Annotated in this window: 21 protein-coding genes; 10 read left to right on the forward strand and 11 right to left on the reverse strand. The window is 65.0% G+C overall.

Annotation, left to right across the window (positions count from 1 at the left end; genetic code table 11):
• Positions 1 to 23 precede the first annotated feature (23 nt).
• Complete coding sequence (locus ACOOE1_RS07545) at positions 24 to 1367, reverse strand: PQQ-binding-like beta-propeller repeat protein (RefSeq protein WP_420405725.1); 1344 nt, start codon at positions 1365 to 1367, stop codon at positions 24 to 26.
• 13 nt (positions 1368 to 1380) lie between these two features.
• A complete protein-coding gene (locus tag ACOOE1_RS07550) occupies positions 1381 to 2025 on the reverse strand; it encodes a tetratricopeptide repeat protein (RefSeq protein ID WP_420405726.1) in 645 nt (214 codons plus the stop codon).
• Positions 2026 to 2237: 212 nt separating this feature from the next.
• Between ACOOE1_RS07550 and ACOOE1_RS07555 the strand changes: the two genes are divergently transcribed.
• From ACOOE1_RS07555 to ACOOE1_RS07585, 7 genes are all read left to right on the forward strand, one after another.
• Complete coding sequence (locus tag ACOOE1_RS07555) at positions 2238 to 2576, forward strand: DUF2794 domain-containing protein (protein WP_420405727.1); 339 nt, start codon at positions 2238 to 2240, stop codon at positions 2574 to 2576.
• A gap of 4 nt (positions 2577 to 2580) precedes the next feature.
• The gene (locus tag ACOOE1_RS07560) at positions 2581 to 3966 is read left to right on the forward strand and encodes a CoA transferase (RefSeq protein WP_420405728.1); all 1386 of its coding nucleotides are present in this window, start codon (positions 2581 to 2583) and stop codon (positions 3964 to 3966) included.
• 111 nt (positions 3967 to 4077) lie between these two features.
• Positions 4078 to 4359 (forward strand): hypothetical protein, encoded by a 282-nt coding sequence (locus ACOOE1_RS07565; protein WP_420405729.1) that lies wholly within the window; start codon positions 4078 to 4080, stop codon positions 4357 to 4359.
• Positions 4360 to 4590: 231 nt separating this feature from the next.
• The gene (locus ACOOE1_RS07570; protein ID WP_420405730.1) at positions 4591 to 4959 is read left to right on the forward strand and encodes a hypothetical protein; all 369 of its coding nucleotides are present in this window, start codon (positions 4591 to 4593) and stop codon (positions 4957 to 4959) included.
• 40 nt (positions 4960 to 4999) lie between these two features.
• On the forward strand, positions 5000 to 5587 hold the full coding sequence (locus ACOOE1_RS07575; RefSeq protein WP_420405731.1) for a hypothetical protein: 588 nt from the start codon (positions 5000 to 5002) through the stop codon (positions 5585 to 5587).
• Between the two features lie 109 nt (positions 5588 to 5696).
• On the forward strand, positions 5697 to 7703 hold the full coding sequence (locus ACOOE1_RS07580; protein WP_420405732.1) for a sensor histidine kinase: 2007 nt from the start codon (positions 5697 to 5699) through the stop codon (positions 7701 to 7703).
• Positions 7700 to 8422 (forward strand): response regulator transcription factor, encoded by a 723-nt coding sequence (locus ACOOE1_RS07585; protein ID WP_420405733.1) that lies wholly within the window; start codon positions 7700 to 7702, stop codon positions 8420 to 8422. Before ACOOE1_RS07580 ends, ACOOE1_RS07585 begins: the two co-directional genes overlap by 4 nt.
• 43 nt (positions 8423 to 8465) lie before the next feature.
• Here the strand turns inward: ACOOE1_RS07585 and ACOOE1_RS07590 are convergent, their stop codons facing one another.
• Both ACOOE1_RS07590 and ACOOE1_RS07595 read right to left on the reverse strand, forming a co-directional pair.
• Entirely contained in the window at positions 8466 to 9530 is a 1065-nt protein-coding gene (locus ACOOE1_RS07590) for a YheC/YheD family protein (RefSeq protein ID WP_420405734.1), read from the reverse strand.
• Entirely contained in the window at positions 9527 to 10660 is a 1134-nt protein-coding gene (locus tag ACOOE1_RS07595; protein WP_420405735.1) for a YheC/YheD family protein, read from the reverse strand. Before ACOOE1_RS07595 ends, ACOOE1_RS07590 begins: the two co-directional genes overlap by 4 nt.
• A 577-nt stretch (positions 10661 to 11237) precedes the next feature.
• Here ACOOE1_RS07595 and ACOOE1_RS07600 point away from each other — a divergent pair.
• The 3 genes from ACOOE1_RS07600 to ACOOE1_RS07610 all read left to right on the forward strand — a co-directional run bounded on the left by ACOOE1_RS07600 (position 11238) and on the right by ACOOE1_RS07610 (position 15824).
• A complete protein-coding gene (locus tag ACOOE1_RS07600) occupies positions 11238 to 14009 on the forward strand; it encodes a calcium-binding protein (RefSeq protein WP_420405736.1) in 2772 nt (923 codons plus the stop codon).
• Positions 14010 to 14138: 129 nt separating this feature from the next.
• Positions 14139 to 14915, forward strand: a complete 777-nt coding sequence (locus tag ACOOE1_RS07605) for an SDR family oxidoreductase (RefSeq protein WP_420405737.1) — start codon at positions 14139 to 14141, stop codon at positions 14913 to 14915.
• Complete coding sequence (locus tag ACOOE1_RS07610; RefSeq protein ID WP_420405738.1) at positions 14916 to 15824, forward strand: DMT family transporter; 909 nt, start codon at positions 14916 to 14918, stop codon at positions 15822 to 15824.
• A 13-nt stretch (positions 15825 to 15837) separates the two neighbouring features.
• Here the strand turns inward: ACOOE1_RS07610 and ACOOE1_RS07615 are convergent, their stop codons facing one another.
• From ACOOE1_RS07615 to ACOOE1_RS07645, 7 genes are all read right to left on the reverse strand, one after another.
• Complete coding sequence (locus ACOOE1_RS07615) at positions 15838 to 17160, reverse strand: amidase (RefSeq protein ID WP_420405739.1); 1323 nt, start codon at positions 17158 to 17160, stop codon at positions 15838 to 15840.
• Between the two features lie 49 nt (positions 17161 to 17209).
• Positions 17210 to 18517 carry a type III glutamate--ammonia ligase gene (gene glnT, locus ACOOE1_RS07620; protein ID WP_420405740.1) on the reverse strand — a complete coding sequence of 436 codons (1308 nt, stop codon included), beginning with the start codon at positions 18515 to 18517 and terminating at the stop codon, positions 17210 to 17212.
• Between the two features lie 69 nt (positions 18518 to 18586).
• Positions 18587 to 19915 (reverse strand): FMN-binding glutamate synthase family protein, encoded by a 1329-nt coding sequence (locus ACOOE1_RS07625; RefSeq protein WP_420405741.1) that lies wholly within the window; start codon positions 19913 to 19915, stop codon positions 18587 to 18589.
• A 10-nt stretch (positions 19916 to 19925) separates the two neighbouring features.
• Positions 19926 to 20612: a protein GlxC gene (locus tag ACOOE1_RS07630; RefSeq protein WP_420405742.1), complete on the reverse strand. Its 687-nt coding sequence runs from the start codon at positions 20610 to 20612 to the stop codon at positions 19926 to 19928.
• A gap of 3 nt (positions 20613 to 20615) precedes the next feature.
• Entirely contained in the window at positions 20616 to 21512 is an 897-nt protein-coding gene (locus ACOOE1_RS07635) for a class II glutamine amidotransferase (RefSeq protein WP_420405743.1), read from the reverse strand.
• 100 nt (positions 21513 to 21612) lie between these two features.
• Positions 21613 to 22287 (reverse strand): helix-turn-helix domain-containing protein, encoded by a 675-nt coding sequence (locus tag ACOOE1_RS07640; protein WP_420405744.1) that lies wholly within the window; start codon positions 22285 to 22287, stop codon positions 21613 to 21615.
• Positions 22288 to 22293: 6 nt separating this feature from the next.
• Complete coding sequence (locus tag ACOOE1_RS07645; RefSeq protein WP_420405745.1) at positions 22294 to 23205, reverse strand: nucleoside hydrolase; 912 nt, start codon at positions 23203 to 23205, stop codon at positions 22294 to 22296.
• Positions 23206 to 23296: the final 91 nt, after the last annotated feature.

Genomic DNA, 23296 nt, shown 5'->3' on the forward strand with positions numbered 1-23296 from the left:
CATGCAGCAGTGCGGCCCGAGGACTAGCGGAAGGCCTCGAGGTCGCCGTCGTCGGTCAGGAAAAACACCGTTCCACCCGCCACGACCGGCGGAATGAAGACCGCGGACCCGATATCGATCTTGCCGAGAATTTTCCCGGTATAGGGTGAAATCGCGTAGACATCGCCCGTCGAGGATCCGACCAGCAGCCGGTCGCTGACCAGCACCGGTCCGGAATAGGTGATCAGACCTTCCTTGTCTTCGGGATTCTCGAACACCGGGAGCTGCTGGATCCAGCGGATCCGCCCCCGGGACTTGGTCAGGGCCAGCACCTCGCCAAGGTTGGAGACAACGAACAAGTAGTCTCCGGCGACCCAGGGTGTCTGGTCCCCGCCGATGCGGGCTTCCCAGATCCGGCGGCCGGAATTCAGATCGGTGGCGATGAGTCGCCCCGACTGGCTGATGGCGATGACCAGGTCGTCATCGACGACCGGATTGCCGCGAATGTCTGCGAGCCTTGAGACCGTGTTGATACCGCGGACCGAACTCAGATTGTCGCTCCACAACAACCGGCCGTTCTCGATCCGCAGGACGAACAGCTCGCCTGAGGAATAGGGTACGATCGCGGAGCCTTCGCTGACCGCGATGCTGGCGATCCCGAGCAGGGCGGATTCCTCCGCGATCCCGGTATGAGACCAGATCCGCGAACCGTCGTTCAGATCGAGCGCGAAGGACTGGTTGCCGAGGATGGTGACGAAGACTCGGCCGTCGGAAACGGTCGGCGCGCCCCGGGCCGGGCCGGGCAGCCGGCTGCGCCAGTGTTCTTCGCCGCTCTTCAGATCGAACGCGATCACCTCACCGTATCCGGTCGCGGCAACCAGCTTGCCGCCGCCGGCCGCGAGCGCACCCGGATAGATCGTCTCGTCCTCGTCGTCCGGCTGTGTCTCCGCAGACCAGACCCGGTCACCGTTCGAGGTCTTGAGCGCGGAAACCTGGCCTTCGGCATCCATCGCGTAAATCAGGCCGTCGACGACGATCGGGCTCCCGATCAGCTGGGTGTCGTCATCCGATCCGCTGCCGATATCCACGGTCCAGACCCGACGCAGCTCGTCACCCGCGGCGAGATGGTGCATCGCGTGCACGGCATTGCCGCCGGGTTGGGGCCAGTCGGGATTCTCAACCGGACGCGGCAGGATGACCCGCTGCTCGGCAAGATTCGGATCCGGCACAAGGCTCTTCTCCAGAGCCAGAATCGGCAAACGCTCGCCAGGCAGGGGCGGCCCTTCCTTCTCTTCACCGAAGAACAGCCCGTCACTGCAGCCCTGGATCAGGAGGAAACCGGCGAAGAGCGCGAAACGCGGGAGTCGCCCGAAATGCAGACCGGTCATCGAGCGCTCCCGGTCACTCGCGGCCGATGGCACTGAGCAGCTCGGTCGCCCGGGCCCGCAGCTGGCCGGGCGTCTCGGCGTCCGCCGTCAGGGCCTCGAGGATCTCCCGCGCCTTTGCCTTGTCGCCGGCCTTCAGCGCGATCAGCGCCTCGGCCTCGCGGGCGAGCGGGCGCCAAGGTCCGGTCGTGTTCGCAAGGGCTGCGATTTCACGCGAAAGCTCGGCCGGATCGCCACTGTCGATCCGGTGCGTCACCGCGAGAAGACGGGCAAGATCTCGGAAAAGGACAGGTGTGCCCTGGTCGTCGGCCAACTTCTTGTAGGTGATGACGGCCGCCTCGACATCGCCGGCTTCGACCAGCGCAGCGGCCTGACGGAGAGCGGCAAGCGCCGCATATCCCTTGTTGCCGTCCTGAGCAAGCGCTCCGAATGCTTCGGCGGCCGCCGCCGGATCATCGGCGAGGGTTTGCGCCGCCGCCTCATATCGGGCTGACTCGGCCGCTTTCTGCGTTGCATCATAGGAGAGCCAGAACCGGTAGCCCCCGACCCCGAGGACGATCAGCACGGCGAGCGCGATGACATAGGGCCCGTACCGCTTCCACAGCCGGGCGGCCTTCTCCTGCTGGAGTTCCTCGTCGATCTCGCGAAAAATATCTGCCACGCCTGTCTCCGTTGCGAAGCGCCGGCCCGGCAGTCCGGTCCGGCAACATTTCACCCGCCTCAGCGGTCGAGCGCAACCTACATGGCGCGCTCCCTGAAATCAAACCGCTCTCGCAGCCCGGACCGGTTTGAGGAACGCGGACTTTACGCCGATGGATTTTTCGGGAAAACTACGTGTCATGAACTGGCAACAAATCCGTAGGTGAGCGGCCCATGGCGGACCTGATTCGGCTCAAGAAAAGCCGGTCGCCGCAGCGCGGTCTCTTCTTCACCAAGACGGAATTGGGTCAGCTCCTCTCCCTTTACTCCAGCCGGGTCATCTCCGGCGAATGGCGCGATTACGCGATCGACCATAACGATGACGGCGTCGCCTTTTCGATCTTCCGGCACAGCCACGAGATGCCACTCTTCTCGGTCACCAAGAAGCAGCGCAAGGGACAGCGCCAGCCGACCTTCGAACTGACGTCCGGCTACAAGAAACTCGCCTCCTCCGCCTCTTTGGTCGACGTTATCTCGCGTTTCGAAAAACTTCCCCGCCTCGTCACCGGCTAGAGCCATGTCATCGCTTTCTTACTTTCTTTCCGAAATCCGGAAAGCCGCCCGCCTGCCCGAGCGTCCGGCACCGCTCTTCGCCGAACCCGGAGCCCTGGCCTCGGCCTATGCCGTCTCGGATCTCGCCGCCGCCTCCGTCGCAGCCGCCGGAGAAGCGCTCGCGGAACTGATCGCCGCGCGCCACGGCATGGCGGCAGAGGTCGCGGTGGATCGCAGGCTTGCGTCCTTCTGGTTCAGGAGTTCGCTGCGCCCCGACGGCTGGGAACTGCCTCCGGTCTGGGATCCGGTCGCCGGCGACTACGAGACCCGAGATGGCTGGATCCGCCTCCACACCAACGCGCCGCACCACCGCAAGGCCGCACTGTCGGTGCTCGGGGTGCCCGACGATGGCATCGCCGACCGAAACAAGGTCGCCGCCGCGGTCGCCGAATGGGACGCCACGCCTCTCGAGAACGCCATCGTGGCGGCCGGCGGCTGCGCCGGGGAAATGCGTTCCGCCGAAGCCTGGGCCGTCCATCCCCAGGGCAAGGCCGTCGCTGCGGAACCGCTGCTGCGGCACGAGAGTTTTGCCGGCCCGGGAGCGGCGTCCTGGGAGATCGTTCCGTCCCGGCCGCTGGCCGGTATCAGGGTGCTCGACCTGACCCGCGTGCTCGCCGGACCGGCCGCGACGCGGTTTCTTGCCGGCTATGGCGCCGACGTCCTGCGCATCGATCCGCCCGAGGAGCTCTGGAACGAGGCGCTGGAAGAAGAAATGCTGCTTGGCAAACGTTCTGCCGTGCTCGACCTGCGAACGAACGAAGGGCTAGACCGCCTGAAGGAGCTGATCGCGGATGCCGATGTAATGGTGCATGGCTACCGGTCGGATGCGCTCGCCGGCTTCGGCCTCGATTCCGCCCGGCGCCGCGCGCTCAATCCGGCCCTGGTCGATGTCGCCCTTTGCGCCTATGGCTGGACCGGTCCCTGGGCGAAGCGGCGCGGCTTCGACAGCATCGTGCAGATGAGCAGCGGGATCGCCGAGACCGGGATGCGACATTACAAGAAGAACCACCCGACACCTCTGCCGGTACAGGCGCTGGACTACGCAACTGGCTTCATTCTCGCCGCAGCGGCCCTCAGCGGTCTCGCCGAGCGGGTGCGCAGCGGCGCCGGCGCCGGCTTCCGGACCTCCCTCGCCCGCACGGCGGCGCTGCTGGAGGGCCGTTTCGAGGCCTCCGACGCGCCCGCTTTCGCGCCCGAGACCGAGGCCGATCTCGCACCCAGGGTTGAGAACACGCATTGGGGACCGGCCCGCCGGCTCGCCAGCCCGGTCGAACTCTCGACGACCCCGGTTTTCTGGGATTTTCCGGCCGGCCCCGTCGGTACCTCCGACCCTGCCTGGCGTTCCTTTTAAATTCATCCTTTACCGCCGCCGATGACGTAATCCGTTATGGCCGGGGACGCTTGTTCACCCCAAATGTTCCTGTTATGTTCTCATTCAATTGGCGAAACGGGAACGGTGCGGATGGGACGCTTCAAGGACAGGGCATTGCAGCGGGACGAACAGCGCAGCCGTCCGGCCACCCTCGCAGACCTTGCCCGCGCCGGGATCGGCGTCTTCTGCTGGTGCAACCGCTGCGGCCACAATGCCGAGGCGGCGACGGCGATGCTGATGTCCCAGCTCGGCCCCGACTTCCCGGTACCCGAGATCGGCACGCGGATGCGCTGCAGCTCCTGCGCCTCGAAGGATGTCGCCACCCGTCCCGCCTGGCCGACCCGCGACCAGGTAGTGGCCCGTCACAGCTAGAGTGGCGGCGCGCGGCAGAATGGGTCCGGCAGATCTTGCCCAAGCGGCGAAATCGACCCTTCCGATTTCGTCAAAACCCCGAAAATCGGAGCGTTGATAACGGCAAAGGACGGAGTTCACTCGATCGCTCCAAAATGGCACGGGGGTTGCTTACGAAGAGGCACACCCGCGGAGGTGCGCCAGAACGGGGTGCAACCGCCAAGAAAACCCGGAGACAGAACGAGGCCGCCAATGCCGCAATCCACCGACCAGACACTCGCCCCCGTCCAGCCACAAGAAAGCGAGCGCCGCCGCGCGCCGCGCGCCACCGCGCCGATGACGGCGGTCGTTGGATCGACGCCCTACACGATCGACGACTGGAACACGCTCGGCATCAAAATCGTCGGCTATTACGGCAACCTGAAACCGAACGACCGGGCCGAATTGCGCGTCCTCGTGCCGACCGCCGGCCCGGGCGCCCTCTTCGCCGCCAAGACCTCGGTCCGGCGCTACGACGAGGAAACCGCAGCTCTCACCCTGCTGTTCGATCCCGTCGAGCCTGTTGCAACCGTCACCCTGAACCGCTACTTGCATGAGATGGTGGCGCAGGGATGCGCCTGAGATCCGGCAGATGAACAGTTTCACGGGAGCGCGACGCCTGATGACCGATGACCGCACGCCGGCGGTATTCGATCTGCGACGCGACGCCTCGGCCGACGAGCAGAAAGAGCGCGCAGCGGACTCGCCGTTCCCCAGCCTGAAACGCCGCCCCGCCGAGGAGCGGGCGAACGCGATCGTCGAGGACCTCAAGGAGGTAATTCTCAATCCCGGCCGCGGCGAGGGCAAGACCGGCATGTATGTCGGCGACTGGACCAAGCTTGCCCGCAAGGATATCACCCGCGCCATACGCGACGCCGAGACCAGTGCCGCCTTCCGCGAACTGATGTCGGCCAACCGCATCGGCGGGCTCTGCCTCAGGATCGGCTTCCTGCTGCTCGCCTCCGTCGCCTCGTTCGCCGCCTTCTGGTGGGGCATCGTCTTCATCGGCCGCGAATATGGTCCGCTCTGGGGCTTCGGGGCCACGATGTCCGCGCTCGGCCTCTCCCTCGCCTTCGTCATCGCGGGGCTCGTCTATGGTCACGAGGGGCAAGACAAGGCCCTCGAAAACGCGATGAGGAAACACAGCGAGGACGAAGACCGGGAACTCGAAGCCCGAATCAAGCGGGTCCTGGAAAAGAAGCGGGGCTAAGCGCCGACGGTCACCTCCCAGACCTGCGGCCGGGCAGTTTCAACTCTTGCCTGAATCGCCGTTTCTGAGGAGACTTCGCCTCCTTCCTGCTTTGCCCTCATGGGACGTGATGCGAATTCTTTGCCGGCTCTCGATTCTCGTTTTCTGCCTCATGGCGCCCGCGTACCCCAAGGATGCGGTTTCCGCCGGCACGGTCGTGCAGGTTTCGGGCGCGGACAGTACCGTGCGCCTCGTACCGCGCACGGTATTGCTTGATCCCACAGGAACGCTCTCGCCCACCGAGGCCTTGAGAAAACTCGATGGTCCCGAGGCGATAGAGGAAACGGCGGTCTACAGCCACGGCTACATTCCCGACGTGCTCTGGTCGCGGATCGTCCTGGAAGTCGAACCGGACGCGGCCGGAGATTGGTATCTGACCCTCGAGCTGCCGAACTTCGACCGTCTGCAGGTCTTCGACGTCACCGCTTCCGGAGAGCCTGTTCCGCTGACTGAACTCGGCGACCGGGTCCCGGAGACGACCGACATCCAAACCCGGTTCCATATCGCGGCGCTCGATCTCCCGCCCGGACGCAGCCAGTTTCTTGTACGTGGCCGTACCAGCAGCACCATGACGCTTGACCTCAATCTCAGGAAGATCGATCGGCTCCTGGACGAGGAGCAGGACTTTTTCGCGCTGCAGTCCTTCTATCTCGGCATTGCCACCGTGTTCACCTTCGCCGCTCTCGGTCTCTTCGCCTATACCCGCCAGACCATCTATCTCGTCTACATGTTCAACCTGATCGCCCATAGCGGCGTCTGGTTGCTCATCAACGGGACAGGTCCGGGCCATCTCTGGCCGGAGCTCGCGCATTCGTGGCACGTGGACCCGCACATATTTGTCGCCATGACCATCGCAGGAACGGCGGCCTTCGCGGCGATGTTCCTTTCCACCGCGCGCATACCGCGGATCATCAGGATCATCATCTGGAGTATCGCCGCCGCCGGAATCGGGCTCATGGCGCTCTGCGCCGTGGTTCCGCAGGAAAGCATGTACTGGGCGAACAATCTGACAAGCGTGATCGTCCTGCCGGTCGCCGGCCTCCTGCTCGTGGTGACGGCTTTCGGCCTGTTCCGCGGCGAGCCGGCTGCCCGTCCGCTGATGCTGACCTGGGTCGGCCTGATTGGCGCGGTGGTCATTGCCTGGATACGCGATCTTGGGATCGTGCCGAGCAATGCCTTTACCCTTGCCGGCCCGCAGATCGGCTCCGTGTTCGAGATGATTGTCTTCGCCTTCATGCTGCTCCAGCGGCTCGGCCGGATCCAGAGCGAGAAGGAGGAGATCCAGCGGGCCGCCCTGGACGCGGCGCGGCAGCAGGAGGCGGTGCTGGAGCAACGGGTCGCCGACCGGACGGCCGAACTAACCGCCGCCATGGGGCGCGAACGAGAGGCCCGCCGCCTGCAGCAGCAATTCGTCTCCATGGTCAGTCACGAGTTCCGCAATCCGCTCGCCATCATCGATTCCGCCGCTCAAAACTTCTCTCCCGGCCACGCTGCCGACCAGGGACGGCTGGAGAAGATCCGCGCCGCCGTCCGGCGGTTGCGCGGCATGATCGATACCTGCCTGATCGACGAGCGTATCCGGGGCGGGGAAATGCATCTGCAGCGCGAAAGGCTGGAGATCTGCGAACTGATCGAGGACGCTGCCGACATGCTGCGGGCGGCCGGAGACGGCATCCGGTTCGAGATGGAATTGCCGGACGGCCCGGTGATGACCAACGCCGACGCCAGGATGATCGAGATCGCGCTGAGCAATGTGCTCGACAATGCGGTCAAGTACTCTCCGGCCGGTGCGCCGATCCGGGTTTCGGTCGTCGCGACAGCACGGGAGATCGAGATTGGCGTCGCAGATCGCGGCCCCGGCATCCCAGAAGCGGAAAGGGAACGGATCTTCGAGCGCCATTACCGCGCCGGGCAATCGACCCGCAACAGCGACGGTGCCGGTCTGGGTCTGTTCCTCGTCCGCTCGATCCTGGCGGCCCATGGCGGGACCATAGAATGCACCGAGGCACCCGGCGGTGGCGCCCTGTTCTTCCTCCGCCTGCCGGCCGCTCCCGCGACAGCAGGAGCCGGCACATGAGCGTGCTCGAAAGGGAGCCGACCGTATCCGTGCTTGTCGTGGAGGACGAGCGCGAGCTTCTCGAAGAGGTCGTGACCTTCCTCGCCGCACGCGGCATGGAGGTCCGCGGCGCCGCGGACGCCCGGAGCTTCTGGACGCAGTTCGAGGAACGCCGGCCGGATGTCGTCGTGCTGGATGTCGGGCTGCCGGGTGAGGACGGCCGGTCGATCGCCGCCGCGGTCAGGGAGCGCGATCCCTCTCTTGGGATTGTCATGGCGACAGCGCGGGGCACGGTCCGGGACCGCGTGTCGGGCTACGAGACCGGCGCCGACGTCTACCTCGTCAAGCCGGTCGATCTCCGCGAGCTGGCAGCGGCGATCCGCGCCACCCGCCGGCATCGGCCGCAGGCGGATCCAGCCGAAACGCCGCCCGCCTGGGAACTGGACCTCGTCTCCTGGCAACTGGTCAGTCCGGCCGGGAATCCGATTCAACTCACTCGGGCGGAAATCCAAATTCTCCAATGCCTTGCCGAAACTCCGGGAACGCCCATCTCGCGCCTTGATATCGGCCTGCGCATGGGAAAGTCGGACGCCCTCCAGGATCACCGCTACATAGACCAATCCATCCGGCGCCTGCGCAGGAAGATCAAGGCCCAGACAGGAGACGACGCACCGATCGGATCCGCCCACGGCAAGGGATACTATTTCTCGCAGCCTATCTCGAAAGACCACACCGGATAGCGTCGCTCTTCTGGAGTACGGGTCAGTACCTCGTTTCGGCACATCATTCTGAGGGGGATCCCGTTGCCGCCGCATCCCTGAAGCGGCGCGCAATGTCCAAGGCGTGGGCCACGTGCGGTCGCGCACGCTCGAACTCGTGGAAACGCGTCACGGGTCCCGAATTCACCTCGGCGATCCAGGGCCGATGCTGCGAATCGACCAGGATATCGACCCCGATCTCGTCAAGCCTTCCTCCGTATTGGCTGTCGAGCGTCTCGCCGATCTGGATCCCGAGGCGCCTGACCTTTGCCGCCAACGCGGTTCCATCGTCGCCAAGCCCGGCAAGGGCCATGTCGAGCTCCCCAAGATACCCGCCCCAATGCGTTACGGTGGCCAGGACTCCCGCCTCGGACAACCTGCCGTAACTGCGCACCAGTTCCCATCGACCGCCGCCGCCCTTGTGGGCATGGACAAATATGTCGAACGCCCGGCCGTCGCGAACGCGGGAGATGATCATTTTCTGAATGGTCCAGGGCTTGTCCCCGATGAGACTGGCGAGTTCCCGCAGTCCCTTGTCCCGCGGCAAGCGCCAGCGCCGGTCGCGGCGGCGCACGACGATCTCATCACCGTCGCGAGCCACGAAGAAGATCCTGTTTGCCAGATGTTCGTACCCGGGCTTGAGCACGGCGCGCTGGTGTTCTTCGAGAAAGGCGGCAATCACCGCCTCGGCATCGGATCCGACGACATGCCGAAAAGGAACGACGTGGGGTGCCAGCGCCGTTGACTGCAAGACTTCCGAAACAGCCGATTTGTCCGGCAGGGTCCAACTCACGAAGGGAACCAGGCCCCGGAGGCGGGCGGCAACCGGGCATTGCTCGTCGCTTCGCATCGGCTCCCCCTGCAGGACGACGTCCGGCATCGGTCCGCGCCAATTCGTCCATCCGTTCGGGGTCATCCGCATGTAGCGGACCGTCCCGGCTTCAAAATCGATGTCGGTGTTCACGAACAGCCCCAAGACCGCACCTTGCAGCGCCGCCTCCCCGGCGAGCGCCCGGGCGCGCCTGCTCTTCATCGCCAGCAGACGACATGCCTTGCCGTGGAAAACACCAAGGACAGGAGGTGACGTCATACCGAATACACAGGCTGTGCCCTTGACTCCGGCCCATCCTCCCTGTGGCGGCCTTCCCCGTGGCGGCGCGCCAGGTACAGGGCATAGGCGACGTTAAAACGGGCACGATCAAACGCGTGGAAATCCGCCGCCGGACTGGTATTCACCTCTGCGATCCACGGCCAGTGCCGCGGATCGACCAGAATATCGATTTCGATCTCACCGAGACCGCCATCCTGTTGAGCGTCGAGCGCTTCACCGATCTGAAGACCGAGACGCCGAATCCTCGCCACCAACGCCGTGCCGCTGTCGCCGAGACCGGCGAGGACCTTGCTCAGATCCCCCTGGTATCCGCCCCGGCTCAGGTTCGACACCAGCCTTCCGGCCTCGGACAAGCCGACGAAGCTGCGGACCAGAACCCATCGGCCACTGCCGTCCTTGTGGGCGTGAATCCGAACATCGAAGATTCTTCCGTCGCGCACGCGGGAGACGATCATTGCCTGGACAATCCACCGTCCGTCTCCGACCAAACCGACGAGCTCCGCGATTCCCGTCTCCCGGGGTGAACGCCAGCGCCGGTCGCCCTGACGCACGACGATGTCGTCACCGTCGCAGGCAATGAAAGCGGTCCGGTGACGCGAATGGAGGCTGTCTGGTTTCAGGACAATACGCTGATGTTCGTCAAGAAAGGCAGCGATCACCTCCCCCGCATCGGATTCGACCACCTGGCGAAAAGGTATGACGTGGGAGGCGAGTGCGCTCGTTTGAAGACTCTCCAACGCAGGCAACCTGTCCGACAGAGGCCGGTTCGCAAAGGGAACAAAGGCGCCGAGGCGCGCGGCGACGGGATCGTCGGCCGCCTCCCGCAGCGGTTCCTCCTGCAGGATCACGTCCGGCATCGGTCCTTGCCATTCTGTCCATCCGTCCGGGGACAACCGCATGTATCGTATGGTCCGGGACTCGAAATCGACGTCGGTCGCGCCGAACAGTCCGAGGCTCGCTCCCTGGAGGAGCGCTTCCGCGGCCAGAGCCCGGACACGCCCGCTCTCCATCGGCCTGATGCGGCACGTCGATGCATGAAACAAACCGAGGATCACCGAAGACGACGCTGGCTCGCAAAATACATCGCGTTTTTCGGGCAAAATCGTCACCGTCCCATGACTCTCAAGACATACATCAGGTTCGTCCGGCCAGTCCGGACCCGACCCTTCGTCACCGGAGTCACCGATCCTGAAACACGAAATGCGGGCATGTCCCCCTCCACCTTTGCCCCATCCACCGCCGGCGACAATGTGAAACTGGGGAGCAATTCACTACTGCAGCCCGGCCTCTCCGCAACCGCCGAACAGGACATCCAGAATACCGACTCCAGCCGAACATAATCTAAAAAATGTCATACCAATCATAGCGTTGCATCGTCATAACTTGTCACAGTTGTCTTGTTGTCAGCGAATCCAGTGACACTTATGGTTACTGTCTTCTAGGACTGAATACCCGAGCACCCTCACATCAATGGCCTTCATTACCCTCACGCGCTGCATCTCAAATTCCTCTCGGCCGGATCGAACGAACGGTACTGACGCCGACAAAAACTCCAGTCGCTCAGACAAACAGAGGACAAAATCGGCGCTGACCCGTGAGCCCCCGAATCCAGGCGGTTCATGAAGCGCAAGTGAGACCAGAGGATTGAAAGTTGGGCCAAACGAACGAACCTTTGGGAGCTGATTGATGGGGCCTACCGGCAGCGTGGCACAACCGACCGGAACGGTGTCGCAACCCGACAACAACGATCCCTTCACGCTCACTGACGGCGCCGACACGCATTCCGGTACCGACAATGCCGACACGGTCTATGGCGGAGCGGGGGACGACACGCTGTTTGGCGGCCTCAGCGCGGACCATCTCTTCGGTCAAGCGGACAACGACCAGCTGGACGGCGGTGACGGAGACGATTCCCTCTTCGGCGGTTCCGGTAACGACGTGCTTTCCGGTGGAGCGGGTGCCGACACCCTCTCCGGCGAGGACGGGAACGACACGCTCTTTGGAAACGATGCAGTCGACATAATTCTTGGTGGCAGCGGCAATGACATGATCTCCGGCGGTGCCGGTGCCGACAGTCTCGTCGGCGATGCCGGTAGCGACACCTTCGCCGCAACGTCATCCGAAATCACCGGCTTGGCCGAGACCATCAGCGGTGGTGACGGGACCGATGTGCTGCAGTTGAACGGTGGCGGCGCCTTCGACCTATCCACGGTCACTCTCGACAGCGTGGAGCGGATCTCCGGCTCCGAGGCGGCGGATTCCATCACAGGTACGAGCGCGGCCGACAATATTAACGCTGGCAACGGAGCCAACAGGATCATCGGCGGCGACGGCGCGGATCAGATCGTTGCCGGAACCGGCAGCGACACGATCAGCGGCGGAGACGGAGCCGACACGATCTCCGCAACCGCTGGCGACAACCTGATTTTCGGCGGAAACGGTGCAGATTTTGTCATGGTCGGTGCAGGAGACGACACGATCTCCGGCGGCGATGGCAACGACTCGATCAGCGGCGGGGACGGAAACGACGTTCTTCTCGGCAATCTTGGCGACGATCTCATTTATGCCGGCGACGGTGACGATACGCTGACCGACGTGAGCGACGGGAACGACACATTTTACGGCAATAACGGCAACGACGTTGTTTCGGCACAAGGTGGCGACGACCTCCTCTATGGCGGAGACGGAAACGATCAGCTGTACGGTCAGAGCGGCAGTGACATTGTCTACGGGGGTGCTGGCGACGACACGCTGATGGGGTTGGGTCCCAGCACAAGCAATTCGCAAGGTATCGCGGATACACTCTATGGCGGGGACGGCAACGACGAGATCCATACCGGCGGCGGAAGCGGCCTTGCCGAGGGCGGCGCGGGCAACGACCTCCTGATCGGCAACAGCCAGGGCGAAACCCTGAGCGGAGGGGGCGGCGACGACACGCTTTCCGGCCGCGGCGGCGAAGACGTTCTGCATGGAGGCAGCGGAAACGACCTTTTCAAGGGAAGCGTGAGCGATTTCAACAACGACACGATTTCCGGTCTCGAGGCAGGCGACAGTATTCAAATCACCGGAGCCGACCTTGAGTCCCTCGACGGAACCCCGCTCGGCAGCAGCATCGAATTCGATTCCGAGACGCTGTACTTTTCCGGCGCGGCCGAGAACCTGCAGATCGGTGCGGTCGAAGACAATGGGGCTACGACCCTGACCTTCTCGGTCGCCACGCCGTCGAGCGGCGGCGGCTCGTCCGGCGGCGGATCCTCGTCCGGCGGGGCCTCCGGTCCGGTCACGGTGGTGGACGACGACAACGACACCATGACCGGCGGCGCGCGGACGATCACCAACGGCGGCTCGGAAGCAGGCAGTGCGGCGATCGTGCAGAACACCGGCAACAACGGCAATATCGTCACCGCGACCCTGCCGCCGTCGGTCTCCATCACCTCTTCCGGTCCGGCAGCGGCGCAGAGCACGCAAGACGCCCTGACCACCCTGGTCAATTCCATCGACGAGCGGGACTCCACGGGAGAGAGCGGCCTCATCGGCGGCGCCCAGAGTTTCCTCAACAGACTGGCCGGCACGACCACCCTGGACGTGCGCACCATCATTCCCTCGACCACCGAGAACACTCTGGGAGATCCCATCGTCATCACCGGGACCTCCAGCGGGACCCAGTCGGAGGCCTTCGTCATCGACCTGCGCTCGATGCCGTCCGGCTCCACCCTGCAGCTCGACAATATCGAATTCGCCTCGATCATCGGCAACGCCACGGTCAGCGGCGGCGCGGGGCAGAACTACGTCACCGGCGACGATGCCCGGCAGTTCATCTCCCTCGGCGCCGAGGACGATACGCTGTCCGGCGGTGCCGGAGAGGACACGGTGGGCTCGAGCTGGGGCGAGGACATCCTCTACGGCAACCAGGGCACCGATCTGGTGTTCGGGGGCGGCGGCATGGACACGGTCTATGGCGGCCAGGACGCCGACACCGTGCGCGGCGACAACGACAATGACTGGGTCTACGGCAACAAGGGCGACGACACCCTCTCCGGCGGCAACGGCGAGGACCTGCTGTTCGGCGGCCAGAACGACGACATCGTCTACGGCAATGCAGGCGACGACAGCATCTCGGGCAATCTCGGCAGCGACAGCCTCTATGGCGGACAGGGCAACGACCTGATCTCCGGCGGCGGCGGCGCGGACATCCTGGCCGGCAACAAGGGCGACGACACGCTTTCCGGCGGCGAGGGCGCGGACATCTTCGTCTTCGAATTCGATGGCGGCAACGACCAGCTCGCCGACTTCCGGGCGGGAACGGACACGCTCGCTCTGGAGAGCGGCCTCGCCGTGGCGGGCGGGACGGAGAGCGACGGCAACACCACCGTGACGTTCTCCGACGGCGGCACGGTCACTGTCATCGGGGTCGGCAAGACCGATCTTGCCGCTGCGACGGGATGGGATCTGGGCTAGACGGTCCGACGCGTTGTTTGCCGCAGTTAGAGAACAGATCCCGCGCCAATTGCGCTGCTGCCGCACTGCAGCAAGCCCGCTATAGTCCCTCCCGCACAGAAGCCAAATCCGACATTGGGGAGGGTAAGCATGAAGCTCGATCTCACGGGCAAGCGCGCACTGATCACGGCCGGCGCCGGGGGTATCGGCCGGCGCACGGCGGAAATGTTCAGTCAGGCCGGCGCCAAGGTGTTCATCTGCGACATCGACCAGGACCAGCTCGAAGACGCGCGCGACAAGGTGCCAAACCTGGACGGTACGCTGACGGACGTGTCGGACCGTGACGCCCTGAAGCAGATGTTCGACGCCGCCCTCGACTATCTCGGCGGACTCGACATCCTGGTGAACAATGCGGGTACCGCGGGGCCGACCGCACCGGTCGAGGAGGTCAGCCTCGATGACTGGATGGCCTGCATCGACATCAACCTGACCTCGGCTTTTCTGATGACCCAGATGGCGGTCCCGCATCTGCGCAACGCGGGCGGCGGCGCGATCGTCAATCTCTCTTCGGCCGCCGGCAAGTTCGGCTTCCCGATGCGCAGTCCCTACTCCGCCGCGAAATGGGGCATCGTCGGCTTCACACGGACCATCGCCATTGAACTCGGCCCGGACCGGATTCGCTGCAACGCGATCCAGCCTGGAGCCGTCGAAGGCGCCCGCATCGATCGGGTCATCAAGGCCAAGGCGGAGGCCAAGGGCATTTCCGAGAATGCGATGCGCAACGAGCTGGCCTCCATAGCCTCGCTGAAGGAGTTCGTCACCTCGGACGACATCGCCTCGATGATTCTCTTCCTCTGCTCCGGAGCCGGCGCCCATGTCACCGGTCAGGCAATCAGCATCGATGCCGGTCTCGAGGGACTGGTCTAAGTGAAACCCGGCGCGCTCTCGAACAACCTGCAGGGCGCGCTCTGGATCCTCGCCTCGTGCCTCGCGGCAACGGTGATGACAGTCGGGGTCAAGATGGCCTCCGACGGTCTCGCCTCGACGCAGATCGTCTTCGTTCGCTGCGTGCTCTCGCTCGCGATGACCGCCCCTTTCCTCATCGCCTATGGCAGGAAAGTGCTGTTCAGCCGGCGCTGGAAGATGCATCTGCTGCGCGGCGCGATCGGCGCGATCTCGATGAATGCGGGCTTCTACGCCCTTGGCGAGCTGCCGATCACCACCGCGTCCGTGCTGTTCTTCTCGACCCCGCTCTTCATGACCGCGCTCGCCGGGCCGATGCTGGGCGAGAAGGTCGGCATCCATCGCTGGGGCGCGACCCTGGTCGGCTTCGCCGGGATCGTCGTGGTGGTCAATCCGGGCATCGAGACGATCGAGTTCGCGATGCTTTCCGCGTTGGTCAGCGCCGCGCTCTTCGCCGTCATGCTGATCCAGGGCAAGCAGCTCTCCAAGGACGATCCGCCCGGAACCCTGATGGTCTATTTCATGGTCATGAGCACGCTCGCCAGCATGCCGCCGGCGCTGACCCACTGGGAATGGCCGGATACTGACCTCTGGATCGTGCTCGTCGTGCTCAGCATCGGCGCCACGGCGCGGGTCTATTTCGACATCAAGGCCTACGCCGTCGGCGAAGCGAGCGCGATTTCGGTATTCCAGTACCTGCGCCTGATCACCATCGCCTTCGCCGGGTATCTGGTCTTCGCCGAGATCCCGGACGAGCGCACGATCCTCGGCGCCGGGCTCATCGTCGCCAGCACGCTCTACATCGCCCAGCGCGAGGCGGTTCGCCAGCGCCGCGCCCGTGCCGGGGGAAAAGCGGCAGACGCAAGCGATTGACGAAGGTTTCGGGTCAGCCGCCCAGTTCCCGGTCCAGCCAGCGGGCGCAGCGCAGAAGCTTGCCGTCCTCGCCCGGCTTGCCCACCAGTTGAACCCCGAGCGGCAGGCCGTCGACGCTCAGTCTCGGGAGCGTCACGCAGGGCACGCCGAGATAGGTCCAGAGGCCGTTGAAGATCGCCGACCCTGTCGTCGCGAAGCCATGCGGCGCCGGACCGGTCGCCGGCAGGCAGAGCACCGCATCGTAGCGGTCGAGCAGCGACGCCAGGTCGTCATTGATCGGCCCGCGCGCCAGCAGCGCCTCGACATAGTCCCCGGCCGAGACTTTGCGGGCGGCAGCGAGGCGCGCCTTGATCAGATCGCTCGCCTTGTCGGGGCTGGCGTCGATCATGGCACCGTAGTAGGGCACCATCTCGGCCGCCATGACCGTGGCATGATAGTCGAGGATACGCTCGAAAGGCGACGGCAGGCTCTCGTGGACGCAGCGCCCTTCGAGACCCGCGACCACCCGCTCGATCGCCTCCCGCGCGCCGGCCTCGGCTTCCGGCCAGGCCGGGGTCTCCAGAAAGGCGAATCGCGGCGCCGGGAGATCGTCCTCCGGCGACGCGACAAGGTCCGGCCGGCGGCCACCATAGCTGAACGCGTCCGTCGAATCGAAAACCGACAGACTGTTGGCGATCAGCGCCAGATCCTCGACCGAGCGGCCGTAGACCCCGACCGTATCGAGCGTGTGCGACTGCATCAGCACACCTTCGCGCGGGACCAGCCCGAGCGACGGTTTCATGGCATGGATGCCGTTGAAGGAGCCCGGACGGATCACCGAACCGCCGGTCTGGGTACCGAGCGCGAGCGGGACCTGGAAATCCGCGACCGCCGCGCCGGAACCGGCGGACGAACCTCCCGGCGAATGTTCCTGATTGTGCGGATTGCGGGTCTTGCTCGGATTGGTGTTCGCGAGTTCGGTGGTTACCGTCTTGCCCATGATCACCGCGCCGGCATTGCGCAGCCGGGCGACGCAATCCGCGTCGCGGCCGGTGCGCTGCCCACGGAACAGGTCGGAGCCGTTCTCCGTCGGCATGTCGGCGGTCTCGATGATGTCCTTGATGCCGACCGGCAGACCGTGCAGCGGACCGAGCGCGTTCCCCGCCCTGCGGTGCGCGTCCGCCGCGCGCGCATTGGCGAGCGCGAGTTCGGGGTCGAGGAAGGCCCAGGCCCGCACCGTGTCGTCGCGCTTGGCGACCCGGTCGAGGCAGGCGCGCATCAGGTCCTCGGCCGAGGCTTCCCCGGAGGCCAGAACAAGGGCGGCCTCGGAGGCGGTCAGTTCGTTCAGTGCGGTCATCGGGGATCCCTCAACGGCTTGGTGAGCGGCTATCTGGGCACCCCGGCCCTCAAATGTCGAGCGTGGTTTCGCGCTCCCATTCTGTGAGGTGCGCGGTGTAGCTGTTCCACTCGCCGGTTTTCAGCTTCACATAGGCCGACGAGAACTCCTTGCCGAGCGCCGCGGTCAATTCCTTGTCCGCCTCGAAGACCCGGAGCGCGTCCAAGAGGTTCAGCGGCAGTTTCGGCGCATCGGCGGCGAGCGTCGGCTCGGCATACATGTCGTGATCATAGCGCGTACCCGGATCGGCCTCCGCCGCCAGCCCGTCGAGGCCGGCCGCGATCACCGCAGCCTGCAGCAGGTAGGGATTGGCCGCTCCGTCCGGCAGGCGCAGTTCGAACCGCCCCGGCCCCGGCACCCGCACCATATGGGTGCGGTTGTTGCCGGACCATGTGACCGAATTCGGTGCCCAGGTCGCGCCCGAGACCGTGCCGGCGGCGTTGATCCGCTTGTAGGAATTCACCGTCGGATTGGTGATCGCGGTCAGCGCCTGTGCGTGGCTCATGATCCCGCCTAGGAAGTGCATGCCGTCCTTCGAGAGACCGAGTTCGTCCTTCTTGTCGGCAAAGACGTTCTCCTTGCCCTTCTTGTCCCAGACAGAAACATGGCAGTGGCAGCCGTTGCCGGTCAGGTGGCTGAAGGGTTTCGGCATGAAGGTCGCGCGCAGCCCGTGCTTCTCGGCGATCGATTTCACCATGAACTTGAAGAAGGAATGCTTGTCCGCCGTCTTCAGCGCGTCGTCGAATTCCCAGTTCATCTCGAACTGGCCGTTGGCGTCCTCGTGATCGTTCTGGTACGGGGCCCAGCCGAGTTCCAGCATATGGTCGCAGATCTCTGAGATGACGTCGTAGCGCCGCATCACCGCCTGCTGGTCGTAGCAGGGCTTCACGGCGGTATCGCGCGGATCGGAGATCTCGGAGCCGTCGGGCAGGATCAGAAAAAATTCCGCCTCGACGCCGGTCTTCACGCGCAAGCCCTTCTTTGCGGCGGCATCGACCATGCGGAGCAGCGTGTTGCGCGGCGCCTGCTCGACCGACTTTTCCTCCATGAAACAGTCCGCCGCGACCCAGGCGACATCCCTCTTCCAGGGAAGCTGGATCACTGACGAAGGATCCGGGACCGCAAAGAGATCCGGATGGGCCGGAGTCATGTCGAGCCAGGCGGCGAAACCGGCAAAGCCCGCGCCCTCATTCTGCATGTCGGCGATGGCCGCGGCCGGAACCAGCTTGGCACGCTGCGCGCCGAACAGATCGGTGAAGGAGATCATGAAATACTTGACCCCCCTCTCTTTCGCAAAAGCTGCGAGATCCTTAGTCATGAACCCTCCTAAGTCCCCAGTTCTCCCTGTCGGTGCGCGCGGCGTTCGTCGCCGCGTCGTTCCACTCGTTCAGAACCCGGTCTTTCCGGGTATCCAGTCCGTACCGGCAAGCGGCACACCGGCCATGGCCGAGGCCTCGATGGTCAGCGCGCAGAGATCCTCCGGCTCGAGATTGTGCACGTGGCTCTTGCCGCAGGCGCGCGCGATGGTCTGCGCCTCCAGCGTCATCACCTTGAGATAGTTGGCGAGCCGCCGTCCGGCCGCGACCGGGTCGACGCGTTTCATCAGCTCCGGGTCCTGGGTCGAGATACCCGCCGGATCGCGGCCCTCGTGCCAGTCGTCATAGGCGCCGGCCGTGGTACCGAGCTTGCGGTATTCCGCCTCCCATTTCGGATCGTTGTCACCGATCGCCACCAGCGCCGCGGTGCCGATCGAGACGGCGTCCGCACCGAGCGCCAGCGCCTTGGCGACGTCCGCCCCGTTGCGCACCCCGCCGGAGACGACGAGCTGGACCTTGCGGTGCATGCCGAGCTCCTGCAGCGCGGCGACGGCGGGCCGGATGCAGGCGAGTGTCGGCAAACCGACATGTTCGATGAAGACCTCCTGGGTCGCCGCCGTACCGCCCTGCATGCCGTCGAGCACCACAACGTCGGCGCCGGACTTCACCGCAAGCGCCGTGTCATAATACGGCCTGGCCCCGCCGACCTTCACATAGATCGGCTTCTCCCAGTCGGTGATCTCGCGCAGTTCCTGGATCTTGATCTCGAGATCGTCGGGCCCGGTCCAGTCCGGGTGGCGGCAGGCGGACCTCTGGTCGATGCCTTCCGGCAGGGTGCGCATCTCGGCCACGCGTTCGGAGATCTTCTGTCCGAGCAGCATGCCGCCGCCGCCCGGCTTCGCACCCTGGCCGACGACGACCTCGATCGCATCGGCGCGGCGCAGGTCGCGCGGGTTCATGCCGTAGCGCGACGGCAGATACTGGTAGACGAGGATCTCGGAATGGCCCCGCTCCTCCTCCGTCATGCCGCCGTCACCGGTGGTCGTGGAGGTTCCGGCGAGCGTCGCCCCGCGCCCGAGCGCTTCCTTGGCCGGCCCGGAGAGCGAGCCGAAGCTCATGCCCGCGACGGTGATCGGGATCTTCAGCTCGATCGGTTTCTTCGCGAAGCGGCTGCCGAGCACGACGTTGGTACCGCAAGCCTCGCGATAGCCTTCGAGCGGATAGCGCGAGATCGAGGCGCCGAGAAACAGCAGATCGTCGAAATGCGGCACCTTGCGCTTCGCCCCGGCGCCCCGGATATCGTAGATTCCTGCCGCCGCCGCGCGGCGGATTTCCGAGAGCGTGTAATCGTCGAAGGTCGCGGACTGGCGCGGGACGGTCGGGGGATTTGAGTAGCTCATCTGTCCGTCCTCAATAGGCGTCGACATTGTCGATGTTGAAGTTGTAGAGCTGGCGGGCGGAGCCGTAGCGGGTGAATTCGTCCGGCTTCACGTCGGTGATCCCGGCGCGTTCCAGAAGATCGGCCAGAAGCTCCAGATGCTTGGGCTTCATCTTCTTTTTCACGCAGTCGGCCCCAAGGCTCTTCACATTGCCGCGGACGAACAGCTTCGCTTCGTAGAGAGAGTCGCCGAGAGCGTCCCCCGCATCGCCGAGGACGACCAGCGTGCCGGCCTGAGCCATGAAGGCGGACATGTGGCCGATACTGCCTTTCACGACGATATCGATGCCCTTCATCGAGATGCCGCAGCGCGAGGAGGCATTGCCCTCGATCACCAGCAGGCCGCCATGACCCGTCGCGCCCGCATACTGGCTCGCATCGCCCTTCACAACGACGGTGCCGGACATCATGTTCTCGGCGACGCCCGGTCCGACGCTGCCATGCACGGTGACGGTCGCCTCGGCATTCATGCCCGCGCAGTAATAGCCGCAGTTCCCGCGCACATCGACGCTCACCGGCGCATCGATCCCGACGGCGACGGCGTGCGCGCCGCGCGGGTTCAGCACCTCGAAATCCATTTCGTTCGTGCCGGCGGCCACATTGTGCAGCGCCTGGTTCAGCTCGCGCAGCGGCACCTTTGCCAGATCGAAGCTCGGCATGGCTCAATGCTCCCAGAAATAGACGGTAGCCGGTTCCGGCTCCCAGACCCGCGCGTTCTCGATGCCCGGGAGGCCGACCAGCGCGCGGTATTCCGACCCGAAGGCGACATATTCGTCGGTCTCGGCCATCACCGCCAGCTTGCAGGCAATCGGGTCGCGCAGCACACCGAAGCCGGACTTCGTGCCGACGACGAAGGTGTAGAAGCCATCGAGATCTCCGAGGCCGCTTTCCAAGGCATCGCCGAGATTCTTTCCTTCGGCCAGTTTGTGGCTGAGATAGGCCGCCGCGACTTCGGTATCGTTCTCGGTATCGAAACGCAGGCCGGCGTGGATCAGCCCGCGGCGCAGGTTGTTGTGATTGGAGAGCGAGCCGTTATGCACGAGGCACTGGTCCGGGCCGGTCGAGAACGGATGCGCGCCAAAGGTGGTGACGGCGGATTCCGTCGCCATCCGCGTGTGGCCGATGCCATGGGTGCCGCTCATCTTTCCGATACCAAACCGTGCCGCGACATCCTTCGGCAGGCCAACCTCCTTGTAGATCTCGACGCTCTCGCCGCTGCCCATCACGGTGATGCCCGGACGCAGTTCCGCCAGCGCCGCGCGCGCGGCCTTGAGCTTCGCTGCCGCGACCGAAATAACCGCGTGGGTCGCCCGGACCCTCACCGCGGCTTTCGCGTCGATCGTCTTTGAGAGCGCGGCGCCGAGCCCCTTGAAATCCGCTTTCGGGTCGGCGGACTGCACGGTGATCTTGCCCGCGCCTTTCTCGGACGGCCCGTAGATCGCGATCCCGGCGCTGTCAGGACCGCGATCGGTCATGGTGACCAGCATGTCCGAGAGCAGCGCGCCGAGCCTCGGCTCCAACGTCTTGTCCTTAAGGAACAATCCAACGATGCCGCACATGGCCGGCAACCTCCGTCTCTTGATTTCGGACAAACGTTAGCAGGCGGCTCCGAAGAGCACAATTCTGAAGAAACAAATTTTCTTTAGAAGAATATTATATTCACTCGGATCCGGAGCGCTGGGGGTAGGAAATGATCGAGAGGTACCGGATGGGCCGGCGGATCAGTTCCTCCGGCCCGTGCGGCGCGTCGGCATCGAAGAACAGGCTGTCGCCGGGCAGCATCCGGTAGGTCGCGTCCCCGTGCCGGTAGAGCAACTCGCCCTCCAGCATGTAGATCAGTTCGGTGCCCGGATGCTGAAAGGTCGGAAAGACATCCGAGTCCTCGGTCAACGTGATCAGGTAGGGCTCGACCAGAACTCCGCTGGTATTGCCCTCGAGATAGCCGAGCAAATTGTACTGGTGCCCCGCGCGGGTTCCCCGCCGTTCGACCTGCACGCCTTCACCCGCCTTCACGAACACCGCATTGCGCGGCTCTTCGAAACGTCTGAAGAGGTCGGTGATCGGGACACCCAGGGCGCGGGCAACGGATTGCAGGGTGGTGAGCGATGGCGAGATCGCACCGTTCTCGATCTTGGAGAGCATGCCGACGGAAAGCCCTGTCGCGCTTGCGAGATCCGCCACGGTGATGCCCAGGGCCTTGCGGTACTCCCGGACCTCCCGGCCGATCGCCAGCTCCAGGTCGTTCTCCACGGCTTCCTTGACCGCATGGGGATCCTGCGCGAGTGCCGGCCTGCCCTTCGCCGTCTTGTTCGCCTTATCGCTTTGCGGGGCCATGGCGCCTCAGGAATACCGCGCAAGGCGGTCGAGCAGACGGGAGAGGAATTCGGGCGCGTCGATCTCCGTCATGACCGTCGCGTTCGGTTCGCCGTCGCCGGCCGGGTGCACGATGCTGCGCCCGGCCTCCTTGCCCTCGGTGACGATCTCCACCCGGCGCCGCTCGCCGGAGAAGAGCTCCGGCCAGAGCAGGTAGCCCACCGTCAGCACGTCGTGCAGGGCGGGATCGTTGTCGGAATCGTAGAAACTCAGCATGCCCGCCGCGGTGTCGCCGACCCGCGTGCCGAGCGCCCGGAGCGCGGCGATCCAGTCCGCCTTCGCCCTCACCTGACGGGTGACATTCAGCCCATGCATGACGATCGGCGCGCCGCTTTCGAACACGATCCGGGCCGCGTGCGGGTCGACATGGAAATTGAACTCGGCATGGGGCGTGATGTTCCCCGGTCCGGTACTTCCCCCCATCAGCACGATCGAGGAGACTTCCTGTGCCAGTTCGGGCCGGGCGACGAGAGCGTGTGCGACATTTGTCAGGGGTCCGACCGGCAGAAGCTTGACCCCGCCCGGCGCTGCGCCGATCTCCCGCCGCAGCACGTCGGCACCGTGGCCGTCCGCCAGCGTGGAGGCCGGCTCGGGAAGGTCGCTACCATCGAGACCGGTCTTGCCGTGCACGTCGTCCGCCGTCACGAGCGGCTTCAGCAGCGGGCGTGGGCAGCCTGCATGGATCGGGACCTCATGGCAGCCGGCGAGGTCCCGGATCCGGCGGGCATTGGCCGAGGTCCGGTGCAGCGGCACGTTGCCGGCCACGGTGGTGATCGCCTTCAGATCGATGTCTTCCGGGCTGGCGAATGCGAGCAGCAAGGCCATCGCATCGTCAATTCCCGGATCGCAGTCAATGATGATAGAATCGCGCTGGGTCATGCAGCGGAAGATAGGCGCGCCCGGAAAAGACCGGCAAGCGCTTTTGCCCGAACGCCTTGAACCGGGCCGCCGCTTCGGCTATTCCCGACGG

Source organism: Nisaea sp. (assembly GCF_965216895.1).
Classification (GTDB): domain Bacteria; phylum Pseudomonadota; class Alphaproteobacteria; order Thalassobaculales; family Thalassobaculaceae; genus Nisaea.